Annotated in this window: 11 protein-coding genes; 9 read left to right on the top strand and 2 right to left on the bottom strand. The window is 44.5% G+C overall.

From position 1 onward, the window contains the following. Positions 1-21 precede the first annotated feature (21 nt). From murC to lpxC, 5 genes are all read left to right on the top strand, one after another. On the top strand, positions 22-1479 hold the full coding sequence (gene murC, locus OO778_RS14230) for a UDP-N-acetylmuramate--L-alanine ligase (protein ID WP_005396442.1): 1458 nt from the start codon (positions 22-24) through the stop codon (positions 1477-1479). Between the two features lie 192 nt (positions 1480-1671). Next, positions 1672-2454, top strand: a complete 783-nt coding sequence (locus tag OO778_RS14225; RefSeq protein WP_005396441.1) for a cell division protein FtsQ/DivIB — start codon at positions 1672-1674, stop codon at positions 2452-2454. Beyond that, positions 2447-3709, top strand: coding sequence for a cell division protein FtsA (ftsA, locus tag OO778_RS14220; RefSeq protein WP_005396440.1), 1263 nt, complete (start codon positions 2447-2449; stop codon positions 3707-3709). The genes OO778_RS14225 and ftsA overlap by 8 nt, the downstream gene beginning before the upstream one ends. Before the next feature lie 30 nt (positions 3710-3739). Next, positions 3740-4978, top strand: a complete 1239-nt coding sequence (gene ftsZ / locus OO778_RS14215) for a cell division protein FtsZ (RefSeq protein WP_005396438.1) — start codon at positions 3740-3742, stop codon at positions 4976-4978. A gap of 101 nt (positions 4979-5079) precedes the next feature. Continuing rightward, on the top strand, positions 5080-5997 hold the full coding sequence (gene lpxC, locus OO778_RS14210) for a UDP-3-O-acyl-N-acetylglucosamine deacetylase (protein WP_005396437.1): 918 nt from the start codon (positions 5080-5082) through the stop codon (positions 5995-5997). A 114-nt stretch (positions 5998-6111) separates the two neighbouring features. Here lpxC and OO778_RS14205 read toward each other — a convergent pair whose 3' ends face one another. Beyond that, a complete protein-coding gene (locus tag OO778_RS14205) occupies positions 6112-6570 on the bottom strand; it encodes a DciA family protein (RefSeq protein WP_005396436.1) in 459 nt (152 codons plus the stop codon). 408 nt (positions 6571-6978) lie between these two features. Between OO778_RS14205 and secA the strand changes: the two genes are divergently transcribed. The 3 genes from secA (at position 6979) to dapB (ending at position 11193) form a co-directional block, all read left to right on the top strand. Beyond that, positions 6979-9708, top strand: coding sequence for a preprotein translocase subunit SecA (gene secA / locus OO778_RS14200; protein ID WP_005396435.1), 2730 nt, complete (start codon positions 6979-6981; stop codon positions 9706-9708). Between the two features lie 166 nt (positions 9709-9874). Next, positions 9875-10273: an 8-oxo-dGTP diphosphatase MutT gene (gene mutT / locus OO778_RS14195; protein WP_005396433.1), complete on the top strand. Its 399-nt coding sequence runs from the start codon at positions 9875-9877 to the stop codon at positions 10271-10273. Positions 10274-10383: 110 nt separating this feature from the next. Further along, on the top strand, positions 10384-11193 hold the full coding sequence (gene dapB, locus OO778_RS14190) for a 4-hydroxy-tetrahydrodipicolinate reductase (RefSeq protein WP_005396431.1): 810 nt from the start codon (positions 10384-10386) through the stop codon (positions 11191-11193). Between the two features lie 8 nt (positions 11194-11201). On the opposite strand, the gene OO778_RS14185 is transcribed toward dapB, so the two are convergent. After that, on the bottom strand, positions 11202-11429 hold the full coding sequence (locus tag OO778_RS14185; RefSeq protein WP_031780548.1) for a hypothetical protein: 228 nt from the start codon (positions 11427-11429) through the stop codon (positions 11202-11204). 245 nt (positions 11430-11674) lie between these two features. On the opposite strand from OO778_RS14185, the gene carA reads away from it, so the two are divergent. Further along, entirely contained in the window at positions 11675-12814 is a 1140-nt protein-coding gene (carA, locus tag OO778_RS14180; RefSeq protein WP_005396428.1) for a glutamine-hydrolyzing carbamoyl-phosphate synthase small subunit, read from the top strand. The last annotated feature ends 11 nt before the right edge of the window (positions 12815-12825 follow it).

Genomic DNA, 12825 nt, shown 5'->3' with positions numbered 1-12825 from the left:
GAATTATTGAGAATAGAATTGATGACAATCCAACATACACAAGACTTAGCTCAGATTCGCGCCATGGTGCCAGAGATGCGCCGCGTGAAATCCATCCACTTCATCGGTATTGGTGGTGCGGGCATGAGCGGCATTGCAGAAGTGCTGTTGAATGAAGGCTATCAAATCACGGGTTCTGACTTATCAGAAAACCCTGTGACAGAGCGTTTAGTATCAAAAGGTGCGACGGTATTTATCGGGCACCAAGCTAGCAATGTTGAAAAAGCCAGTGTGGTTGTGGTTTCAACCGCTATCAACGAAGAAAACCCAGAAGTGATGGCTGCGCGGGAGTTACGTATACCTATTGTACGTCGTGCTGAGATGCTCGCTGAGTTGATGCGCTTCCGTCATGGTATTGCCGTTGCGGGCACGCACGGTAAAACGACGACGACGGCACTCGTGACACAAATCTATTCTGAAGCAGGCCTTGATCCAACGTTTGTAAACGGTGGCTTGGTGAAAAGCGCAGGTACAAATGCTCGTTTAGGCTCGAGTCGTATTCTAATTGCTGAGGCGGATGAGAGCGACGCGTCATTCCTGCACCTGCAACCAATGGTAAGTATCGTCACTAATATTGAAGCCGATCATATGGATACTTATGGGGGTGACTTTGAAACGTTAAAGCAAACCTTCATTGATTTTCTACACAATCTACCGTTCTACGGCCAAGCTATTGTTTGTATTGATGATCCTGTGGTTCGAGAGTTAATCCCACGTATTAGTCGTCAAGTGATTACTTACGGCTTCTCCGCAGATGCTGACGTACGCATTGAAAACTATCGTCAAGAAGGTCAGCAAGGCAAATTTACGGTAGTACGTAAAGGGCGTGCCAACCTAGATATCACTCTGAACATTCCAGGTCGTCACAATGCACTTAATGCGTCGGCTGCGATTGCAGTGGCTACCGAAGATGACATTGAAGACGATGCAATTCTAAAAGCAATGGCCGGAACGCAAGGCACGGGACGACGTTTTGATCACCTTGGCGAGTTTGATACCGGTAATGGTCATGCCATGTTAGTGGATGATTACGGACACCACCCAACAGAAGTTGATGTGACCATTAATGCTGCGCGAAGCGGTTGGCAAGATAAACGTCTCGTTATGATTTTCCAACCACACCGTTATAGCCGTACTCGTGATCTATACGATGACTTTGCGAATGTTCTAGAGCAAGTTGATGTATTAATCATGTTGGATGTTTATGCCGCAGGTGAAAAGCCAATTGCAGGAGCTGATGGACGTTCATTGTGTCGCACAATTCGCAGCCGAGGTAAGGTAGATCCGATTTTTGTTCCAGAAATCGAGCAATTACCTTCAGTTTTAGCTAACGTTATACAAGACGGCGACCTAATCTTAACGCAAGGTGCGGGTGATGTTGGTAAAGTGGCGAAACAACTGGCAGGTCTTGAATTAAATATAAACAAGATGCTTGGTTAACACAGATTGTTGGCGCGAAGGACAGATAAAGACTCAGATCTCGATTTTGCGTCAATATCATTGTGATTTATTGCTATCAGTGTTTGATAGTTTACAAGAGCTCAGTATAATCCCAAGGTTAAAGTCAAGACTTTTACCTCTGCGTAATTATGTGGGTAAAAAGTACACGACAAAAGTCAGGAAACGAAGACGTTGTTGAATATTGCACTGAATGACGAGCGACCAAACACGGATAATAACCGTGGTCGCCAAGAGAAAATCTTGGGTGCGTTATTTTTCGTTGTGGTTGTGACCTTAATTAGTTCTGTTTTGTACTCGGCGATCAGTTGGATGTGGGATGACCAAAGGTTACCTCTCTCCAAAATAGTACTTCAGGGAAAACTGGAGTATGTCCAAGCTGACGATGTGCAGGCTGCATTTAGTCGAATAGATCACATCGGTACATTTATGTCTCAGGATATTGATGTATTACAGCAAAGTGTCGAAGCTCTGCCATGGGTGGCGCATGCCGCAATCCGAAAGCAGTGGCCGGATACAGTAAAAGTTTTTTTGACAGAGCATCAACCTGAAGCCATTTGGAATGGCAACGAACTGTTAGATAAAAACGGGTTTGTTTTTGATGGCGATGTGGCTCTGTTACAAGAAGAAAAAGTGAAACTGTACGGACCCAAAGACAGCGGACCAGAAGTCTTACAGGCTTACCGTGATTTGAGTCCTAAGTTTCAGCAATTGGGTTTAGCGATATCGTCTCTGGTATTAAACGAGCGACGAGCTTGGCAAATCATCCTTGATAACGGTATTCGATTAGAGCTCGGTAAAGAGTCTCTTCTTGAGCGTATAGAGCGATTTTTTAAGCTCTATAACAAGCTTGGCAGTGATACGCAAAGAATCAGTTATATCGATCTTAGGTACGATACAGGAGCCGCAGTTGGTTGGTTTCCTGAACAAGAGTTAGAAGAGAGTACAGATGACTAAGGCCGCTGATGACAACATTATTGTTGGTCTTGATATAGGCACTGCAACCGTATCGGCTCTAGTAGGTGAGGTTCTACCAGACGGTCAAATTAATATTATTGGCGCAGGTAGTAGCCCTTCACGTGGCATGGATAAAGGTGGCGTGAATGACTTGGAGTCGGTTGTAAAATCAGTACAACGTGCAATTGATCAAGCTGAATTGATGGCCGAGTGCCAGATCAGCCGAGTCTTCATTTCGTTGTCTGGTAAGCATATCGCAAGCCGAATTGAAAAAGGTATGGGCACGATTTCAGATGAAGAAGTGTCTCAAGAAGACATGGATCGCGCTATCCATACAGCAAAATCGATTAAAATCGGTGATGAACAGCGAATCCTTCATGTGATTCCGCAAGAGTTCACCATTGATTACCAAGAGGGAATCAAAAATCCGCTTGGCTTATCTGGGGTAAGAATGGAAGTAAGTGTCCACCTTATCTCATGCCATAGTGACATGGCACGCAATATTATTAAGGCGGTAGAACGATGCGGCCTTAAAGTAGAGCAACTCGTATTTTCTGGGCTTGCTGCAAGTAATGCAGTAATCACCGAGGATGAAAGAGAGCTTGGAGTTTGTGTGGTGGATATTGGCGCCGGCACGATGGATGTGGCCATCTGGACTGGCGGTGCGTTACGTCACACAGAAGTATTTTCGTACGCAGGAAATGCTGTAACCAGCGATATTGCTTTTGCTTTTGGTACGCCAGTGAGCGATGCTGAAGAAATAAAAGTCAAATATGGCTGTGCTTTGAGTGAACTGGTCAGTAAGGATGACACGGTTAATGTACCAAGCGTAGGTGGGCGACCATCACGTAGTCTGCAACGTCAAACGTTGTCAGAAGTGATTGAGCCACGCTACTCTGAGCTTATGGGACTGGTTAACCAAACTATTGACTCTGTACAAGCGAAATTGCGCGAAGAGGGTATAAAGCACCATCTAGCTGCGGGAGTTGTACTCACCGGCGGTGCTGCGCAAATGGACGGAGTGATAGAATGTGCGGAACGCGTATTCCGCAATCAAGTAAGGGTCGGCAAACCGCTCGAAGTCAGCGGATTAACTGACTATGTAAAAGAGCCGTACCATTCTACGGCAGTTGGATTACTTCATTACGCAAGAGACATGCAGTCTAGCGACGATAGCGATTATAATGAACCTAAACGCTCATCTGTTACTGGCTTTTTCGATAAATTGCGTAACTGGATACAAAAAGAGTTTTAACCTGAGTTGCAGGATAAACGGAGACAACACATGTTTGAACCGATGATGGAAATGTCTGACGATGCAGTAATCAAGGTCGTTGGGGTTGGTGGCGGCGGTGGTAACGCCGTTGAACACATGGTGCGTGAATCCATCGAAGGTGTGGAATTCATCAGCGTCAACACTGATGCGCAAGCACTTCGTAAGACAAGCGTTGGCAATGTTATTCAGATCGGTGGCGATATCACCAAAGGTCTGGGTGCAGGTGCTAATCCACAGGTTGGCCGTGACGCAGCTCTCGAAGACAGAGATAGAATTAAAGATTCCCTAACTGGCGCCGATATGGTGTTTATCGCAGCTGGTATGGGTGGCGGTACAGGTACTGGCGCAGCACCTGTTATTGCTGAAGTAGCTAAAGAGCTTGGCATTCTAACTGTCGCGGTAGTGACAAAACCGTTCAGCTTTGAAGGCAAAAAGCGTTTGGCGTTCGCTGAGCAAGGTATCGATGAGCTGTCTAAGCACGTTGACTCTTTGATTACGATTCCAAACGAAAAGCTGCTTAAAGTACTTGGCCGTGGTGTCACGCTACTAGAAGCTTTTGCAAGTGCGAACGACGTTCTTAAGAACGCAGTTCAAGGCATTGCAGAGCTAATTACTCGCCCTGGCATGATCAACGTCGACTTTGCGGACGTAAGGACAGTAATGTCTGAAATGGGTCACGCGATGATGGGCAGCGGTATTGCTAAAGGCGAAGATCGTGCTGAAGAAGCGGCTGAAATGGCAATTTCTAGCCCACTTCTGGAAGACATCGATCTAGCGGGCGCTCGTGGTGTTCTTGTCAATATTACTGCAGGTCTGGATATGCGTCTTGACGAGTTTGAGACGGTTGGTAATACAGTGAAAGCATTTGCTTCTGACAATGCAACTGTTGTTATCGGTACTTCTCTAGACCCAGATATGACGGACGAAATCCGCGTAACAGTTGTAGCGACAGGTATTGGCAATGAGAAAAGACCAGATATCACACTAGTTGCGGGTGGTAAAGCGAAAGTGGCTCCGACGCCGCAGGCTCAACCACAACAGCAAGCGGCGGCAACGCAAGCTGAAGAGAAACCGGCACAAACCTTGCAAAATAATCAAGTGCAAGAGAAGCCACAGGTAACTCCTCAGCCTACAAATACAGTTTCTTCTTCTCCAGCATCGTCGAGCCAAAGCTCTGCGGCTCCGAAGCAAGAGAAGGAAAGTGGTTATTTAGATATCCCGGCATTTTTGCGTCGTCAGGCTGATTAATCTTTAATCCATAAATTTGACATGGCTCAAAATTATGGTAGCATTCACGGTCGACGTTACAGACGGCCGTGTTTTGTAGCAAATTTTTGAGAGGCAAGCAGATGATCAGACAACGTACTCTGAAAGAAATAGTGAAAACAACTGGTGTGGGCCTCCACTCTGGTCGTAAAGTCACGCTTACTCTGCGCCCGGCTGCTGCAAATACAGGTATCATTTACCGTCGTACAGATGTAAACCCACCTGTAGATTTTCCAGCTGATCCAGCTTCTGTTCGTGACACCATGCTATGTACTGCTTTGGTAAACGACGAAGGTGTGCGTATTTCAACTGTAGAGCACTTGAATGCGGCACTTGCTGGTATGGGCATCGACAACATTATTGTCGAAGTAGACGCACCTGAAATTCCAATTATGGATGGTAGTGCTAGCCCATTTGTATACTTGCTACAACAAGCAGGTATCGAAACGCAAAATGCGCCAAAACGTTTCATCCGTATTAAAAAGCCAGTTCGTTTTGAAGATGGCGATAAATGGGCAGAGTTTGTACCATTTAACGGCTTCCGCATGGACTTCGAAATTGAATTTAATCACCCTGCAATTGAGTCAGACGAGCAGCGCTTGCTGTTTGATTTCTCCTCAAAAGGCTTCGTTCGTAAAATTTCTCGTGCACGTACGTTTGGCTTTATGCGTGATATCGAATATCTACAGTCTCAAAACCTAGTTTTGGGTGGTAGTTTCGACAATGCTATCGTATTGGATGATTACCGTATTCTTAACGAAGAAGGTCTACGCTTTGAAAATGAGTTTGTGACTCACAAAGTGTTGGATGCGATTGGTGATCTTTACATGTGTGGTCACCCAATCATCGGTGAATTTCGCGCCTTTAAATCGGGTCACGGTTTGAACAACCAACTTCTGCGAGCTGTTCTTGCTGATCAGGAAGCGTGGGAGTGGACTACATTCGAAGAAGAAGTGGGCTCACCAGTAGCATTCGCTGAACCAAATATGGTGCTTACGTAAATACTCGGCATTAAAATTAATAAAAAACCAGGCTTATGCCTGGTTTTTTGCTATTTGGCTTTAATCTTGGGCTTATTAATAGCATTCGAGCTTTTCAGCATATTGAAATAACGGTTACTTACGGTCTTTCTTTTCTGCCATATCGGCTAATCGCTTTAAACGCTCTTGAATTTTAGGCGGTGCCATGTCGGCAATCGTCATCAATGACTTTGCTGCAGATTCTGTTAATGGTGGACGTTTAGGTCTGTCGTCTTGTTCGAAACGATTTCGGTATAATGATGGATTGATCCTCACTTCAACGCTCATCAGTTTGGCAAAGCCTTGAGTACGAAGTTTATTTAGGATCATGAGGCGATCGTAATCGATCTTCATTTTGATCGCGGCACTAGAAACATCGATCAATAGGTGGCCGTTACGAACATTCGCCACCCGGCAATGATCGGCCGTCCCTTTGGGTAAGATCTCTTGCAAAGCTTGGTTAAGCTGTAAGATTTCTCCAGCATGTTCTTGAATCTGCTTGAACTGTGATTCAGCAATAACATCTTCAGTCGAGGTTGGACGGTGATCACGCATAGGTAAAATCTAATTTTGTTGAGATATCAGCTATTCTAGAGCAGCTTTCTATCAAGGTATAGTTTACATTAACGTCTTTCGCTTCAGTTTTACAATGTAGCAAGGTAAAAAGCAAAGTCTGCTCTGAATAAATTACACATATTGTGGTATGCAATATCGTCTAATCAGTCACCACTTTAAGTAAAAACTTCAGAGTGCTTCAAACAAATACGTCTATTTATGGTTGTATCGATGAAAAATCCTTACACTAAGCCACATTGTTTCGAAACTTAGCCTTGAAATATGGATGTTTGAACTCAATATCTTTGATAAATGATTTATCTCAGTATTCTTAGTTCCAAACTGGCAGAGACTGAAGGCATTATGAGTAGATCGGGAACGGTCTGATTAAAGAGAGATTCACGAAAAATGATAACTAAGCTACTGACAAAAGTGATTGGCAGTCGCAACGACCGAACACTGCGCCGCCTTAGAAAAATTGTAAAAGAAATTAATAACTACGAGCCAACATTCGAAGCTCTAAGTGATGAAGAGTTAAAAGCAAAGACGGTTGAGTTCCGTGAGCGCCTAGAGAAAGGTGAAACTCTTGATAAACTACTTCCTGAAGCTTTTGCTACGGTTCGTGAAGCATCTAAGCGTGTCTACGGCATGCGTCACTTCGACGTTCAGCTTATCGGTGGTATGGTTCTAAATGCGGGTCAAATTGCGGAGATGCGTACAGGTGAAGGTAAAACGCTGACTGCAACGCTTCCAGCTTACTTAAATGCTCTTGCTGGTAAAGGCGTTCACATCGTAACAGTGAACGATTATCTAGCTAAACGTGATGCTGAGACGAACCGCCCTCTATTTGAATTTTTAGGTATGACCGTTGGCGTAAACGTGCCAAACATGCCTCCTCAAGAGAAAAAAGAAGCGTACCAAGCTGACATTCTATACGGAACCAACAATGAATTTGGTTTTGACTACCTTCGTGACAATATGGCTTTCCGTAGCGAAGACCGTGTACAGCGTGATCGCTTCTTTGCTGTTGTCGATGAGGTGGACTCAATCCTAATTGATGAAGCTCGTACTCCTTTGATCATTTCTGGTCCTGCTGAAGATAGCTCTGAGCTATACACTCGAATCAACCTTTTGATCCCGCATCTGAAAAAGCAAGATAAAGAAGACTCTGAAGAATACCGTGGTGATGGTCACTACACTGTTGATGAAAAATCAAAGCAAGTATACCTAACAGAAACGGGTCAAGAATACGTTGAAGAACTGTTGGTGAAAAACGGTCTGATGGAGGAAGGTGATACACTTTACTCTCCGGCTAACATCAGCATGTTGCATCACGTGAATGCTGCTTTGCGTGCTCATGTGTTATTCGAGCGTAACGTTGATTACATTGTTACTGATGAAGGTGAAGTGGTCATCGTTGATGAACACACTGGTCGTACAATGCCAGGTCGTCGTTGGTCTGAAGGTCTTCACCAAGCAGTAGAAGCGAAAGAAGGCGTTAAGATCCAAAACGAAAACCAAACTTTGGCTTCTATTACCTTCCAGAACTACTTCCGTTTATACGAAAAACTGTCAGGTATGACAGGTACAGCGGATACTGAAGCGTTCGAATTCCAGTCTATCTATGGTTTGGAAACGGTGGTTATCCCAACCAACAAGCCGATGATTCGTAACGATATGCCAGATGTGGTTTACCGTACTGAAGCAGAGAAGTTTGCGGCAATCATTGAAGATATTAAAGAGCGTGTTGCCAAAGGGCAGCCAACGCTTGTTGGTACTGTGTCGATTGAAAAGTCAGAACTTCTTTCTAACGCATTGAAGAAGGCTAAGATCAAACACAACGTATTGAACGCGAAATTCCATGAGAAAGAAGCGGAAATTGTTGCTGAAGCGGGCATGCCTGGTGCGGTAACTATCGCGACCAACATGGCCGGTCGTGGTACGGACATTGTGCTTGGCGGTAGCTGGCAATCAAAAGTTGAAGCTTTAGAGAACCCAACTCAAGAGCAAATCGATGCGATTAAAGCAGAGTGGAAAGTGGTGCATGACCAAGTGCTAGAAGCTGGTGGTCTACATATCATCGGTACTGAGCGCCACGAATCTCGCCGTATTGATAACCAGCTACGTGGTCGTTCCGGTCGTCAAGGTGATGCGGGTTCATCGCGCTTCTACCTATCTATGGAAGACTCTTTGCTACGTATTTTCACTTCTGATCGTATGGCGAGCCTTATTCAAAGTGGTATGGAAGAAGGTGAAGCTATTGAATCGAAAATGCTTTCTCGCTCAATTGAAAAAGCACAGCGCAAAGTGGAAGGTCGGAACTTTGATATCCGTAAGCAGCTGCTTGAATACGATGATGTAGCGAACGATCAACGTAAGGTTGTCTACGAACTGCGTGACGAGTTAATGAACGTTGAAGACATCAGCGGCATGATCGAGCAAAACCGTGAAGATGTGCTAACAGCGGTTATTGATGAGTACATTCCACCACAGTCACTAGAAGATATGTGGGATGTTGAAGGTCTACAAGAGCGCTTGAAAGCGGACTTCGATCTTGATGCGCCAGTGAAGCAATGGCTTGAAGAAGACGACAAGCTTTACGAAGAAGCATTACGTGAAAAGATCATCAACCTAGCCGTTGAAGTGTACAAAGAGAAAGAGGAAGTGGTGGGTGCACAAGTGCTTCGCAACTTCGAAAAATCGGTCATGCTTCAGACTCTGGATACGCTTTGGAAAGAGCATTTGGCTGCGATGGATCACTTGCGTCAAGGTATCCATTTACGCGGTTACGCACAGAAGAACCCAAAACAAGAATACAAACGTGAGTCGTTTGAACTGTTTGAGGGTCTACTAGAAGCGCTGAAAACAGACGTTATTACTGTTCTATCTCGTGTTCGCGTTCAGCAACAAGAAGAAGTTGAACGTATGGAAGAACAGCGTCGTGCGCAAGCTGAAGAAGCCGCTCGTCGTGCGCAAGCGCAACACGCTGCAGCACAAAATCCGCTTTCTGAAGGCGAAGAATCTGAAGAAGGTTCAAATCAACCAATGGTACGTGATGAACGTAAAGTAGGTCGTAATGAACCTTGCCCTTGTGGCAGTGGCAAGAAGTACAAACAGTGCCACGGCAAAATCGACTAATCTGTTAGTCGGATTATTTATCAAAGAGTCGCTTAGGCGACTCTTTTTTTAAATAAATTCTTTGGCTATCAAATTCCATAAGTTTGATAGGTCAGAAAGTTTTTGAGATGTAGAAGCTCGTTGTCACAATAGTAAAGTACAACGGTCTTGAGAGTTAGGAATCCCCATGAAAAGAATTCACATAGTCGCGGCAATTATTTTTAACCAAGACAAATCAAAGATCTTTATTACAAAGCGTCCTGATGATAAGCACAAAGGCGGGTTTTGGGAGTTTCCGGGTGGCAAAGTCGAGCCGGGAGAAAGCATTGAGCTTGCTATTACAAGAGAACTCGAAGAAGAAGTAGGAATTGAAGTTATTGAGCAAGCCCCTTTTGAACATTTGGAATACGACTATCCAGACAAATCACTCAAGTTTGATTTTATTACAGTATCTCAATTCAGTAATGAGCCTTACGGTCGAGAAGGTCAAGAAGGATGCTGGGTTGAAATCAGCGAATTGGGCGACTACACCTTTCCTGAAGCGAACGTACCTATCTTGGAGCGTGTTGTAAAAGAGTTTGCTTAAGCTCGATGAACTTGCTTGTGGTAACCACGGTATGTTGTTAGTTTAAACAGATTAAGCGAAACGAGAGAACGAGAGCAAACCTCGTTATCCAGAGAAGGAGAGAAAGCGCAATGGTTCGTATTGCAATCGCAGGAGCAGCTGGCCGAATGGGCCGCAATTTGGTTAAAGCTTCACACCTTAATCCTGAAGCGACAGTGAGCGCGGGATCAGAACGACCTGAGTCTTCACTTGTCGGCGTCGATATCGGTGAGCTTTGTGGTGAAGGTAAATTCGATGTGCTCTTAACGGATGATCTTGCTAAAGACGTCGATAATTTTGATGTAATCATCGATTTCACCGCTCCAGTAAGCACATTAGCGAATCTCGAGTTGTGTAAGAAATACGGTAAGAGCATTGTGATTGGGACGACTGGCTTCAGCGATGCAGAGCGTGATCTTATCGATGAAGCAGCCAAGCAAGTGCCTGTTGTGATGGCGCCAAATTATTCTGTAGGCGTAAACCTTGTCTTTAAGCTTCTTGAGAAAGCGGCCAAAGTGATGGGGGATTACTGTGATATCGAGATTGTTGAAGCACACCATCGCTATAAAGTTGATGCCCCCTCTGGTACCGCTATCGGAATGGGAGAAGCTATTGCTGGTGCGATGGGTAATAAGCTGAATGATGTAGCTGTCTATGCCCGAGAAGGCATTACTGGTGAAAGAACAAAAGATGAGATCGGCTTTGCTACGATTCGCGCTGGCGATATCGTCGGTGAGCATACAGCTATGTTTGCTGATATCGGGGAACGAGTGGAAATAACGCACAAAGCGACTGATCGCATGACGTTTGCTAATGGGGCCGTAAAGGCTGCCGTTTGGTTGAGTGCTAAACCTGCGGGCTTTTATACCATGACAGATGTTTTGGGATTGAATGAACTCTAAATACATAATTATTCGCCGGCGCTAGCCGGCTTTTTTATATCTATAGAATTATTTGTAAATAAAATGATTCTGATAGAGAAGATTTTAGCACTTACTTTTGTTGTGTTTTTGTCTGTTTTGGCTTTGTTTTTGTGTGTAACCGTTAAAAGTGTTCCTGTTTTTGTCTTGGTGAACGTTTGCGTTAAAAACTCATAATTTTTTGTGATCCCTAAAAAGTTCAAATTTGTAAAATTCATTAAACCTCTATCCCTCCCTATGTAATAGCATTCAAAAGTTGTCTTTTTGAGCCTTACTGATTCGAAATGACCTTACTCGCTAGAAACTGATAATTTATTTTTGATTGTAGGTTGACAGGTTTCCAGTCCAACTTTAGAATACCGCCAATTTGTCTGAAATACCTATTTATGTAGATTTTATAGGTAAAGGAAGGCATGTTTGCAGTTTGATTTATTTTTTTTGCATTTTTATTCTGGAGGTTGTCTTGGGTAAATTAGCACTGTTAGTCCTAGAAGATGGGACAGTGTTCCACGGAGTGTCCATAGGGGCAGATGGTATTTCCGTTGGTGAAGTCGTTTTTAATACCTCGATGACGGGGTATCAAGAAATCCTCACTGATCCTTCCTATTCTCAGCAAATCGTCACCCTTACTTATCCTCACATTGGCAATACCGGAACCACTTCCGAAGATGAAGAATCCTCTTCCATTCATGCACAAGGCCTTGTGATTCGCGACCTTCCTCTTATCGCTTCTAACTTCCGTAATGAACAATCCCTCTCTGATTACCTTAAGTCTCAAAATATCGTTGGCATCGCTGATATTGATACGCGAAAGCTCACTCGTATCTTGCGTGAAAAAGGTGCTCAAAACGGTTGTATTGTTGCGGGTAATAACCTAGATGAAGCTTTGGCTCTAGCGAAAGCAAAAGAATTCCCAGGCTTAAAAGGAATGGACCTTGCGAAAGAAGTTACAACGAAAGAAGCGTATCAATGGAAACAAGGTTCGTGGACGCTTGAAGGTGGACTTCCAGAGGCGAAAGATGACAGCGAGCTGCCATACCACGTCGTTGCTTACGACTTCGGCGCAAAACGCAACATCCTGCGAATGTTGGTTGACCGCGGTTGCCGCTTAACGGTTGTTCCTGCTGAAACGTCAGCGGAAGAAGTGCTTGCGATGAACCCGGACGGTGTTTTCCTATCAAATGGCCCTGGTGATCCAGAACCATGTACTTACGCGATTGAAGCGACAAAAGTGTTCCTAGAAAAAGGCTTACCTATCTTCGGTATCTGTTTAGGTCACCAAATCCTTGCGTTAGCGTCAGGTGCACAAACCGTGAAAATGAAGTTTGGTCACCATGGTGCAAACCACCCAGTAAAAGATTTAGACCGTAACGTTGTTATGATCACTTCGCAAAACCACGGCTTTGCGGCAGATGAAGCAACGTTACCGGAAAACTTACGTGCTACTCACGTATCGTTATTTGATGGCTCTTTGCAAGGTATTCACCGCACAGACAAGCCAGCATTTAGCTTCCAAGGTCACCCAGAAGCGAGCCCAGGTCCACATGACGCGGCACCGCTATTTGACCACTTTATCGAACTAATCAAAAAACACAGCGCTTAATTCGGAGTAGT

The organism is Vibrio sp. STUT-A16, assembly GCF_026000495.1.
Classification (GTDB): Bacteria; Pseudomonadota; Gammaproteobacteria; order Enterobacterales; family Vibrionaceae; genus Vibrio; species Vibrio diabolicus.
Note: the sequence above shows the minus strand (reverse complement) of the source record. Positions and strands in the feature narration are given on the sequence as shown.

Coding starts and splice junctions, on each gene's coding strand:
- murC (WP_005396442.1), top strand. CDS start 22: ATGACAATCCAACATACACAAGACTTAGCTCAGATTCGCGCCATGGTG.
- ftsA (WP_005396440.1), top strand. CDS start 2,447: ATGACTAAGGCCGCTGATGACAACATTATTGTTGGTCTTGATATAGGC.
- ftsZ (WP_005396438.1), top strand. CDS start 3,740: ATGTTTGAACCGATGATGGAAATGTCTGACGATGCAGTAATCAAGGTC.
- lpxC (WP_005396437.1), top strand. CDS start 5,080: ATGATCAGACAACGTACTCTGAAAGAAATAGTGAAAACAACTGGTGTG.
- OO778_RS14205 (WP_005396436.1), bottom strand. CDS start 6,570: ATGCGTGATCACCGTCCAACCTCGACTGAAGATGTTATTGCTGAATCA.
- secA (WP_005396435.1), top strand. CDS start 6,979: ATGATAACTAAGCTACTGACAAAAGTGATTGGCAGTCGCAACGACCGA.
- mutT (WP_005396433.1), top strand. CDS start 9,875: ATGAAAAGAATTCACATAGTCGCGGCAATTATTTTTAACCAAGACAAA.
- dapB (WP_005396431.1), top strand. CDS start 10,384: ATGGTTCGTATTGCAATCGCAGGAGCAGCTGGCCGAATGGGCCGCAAT.
- OO778_RS14185 (WP_031780548.1), bottom strand. CDS start 11,429: ATGAATTTTACAAATTTGAACTTTTTAGGGATCACAAAAAATTATGAG.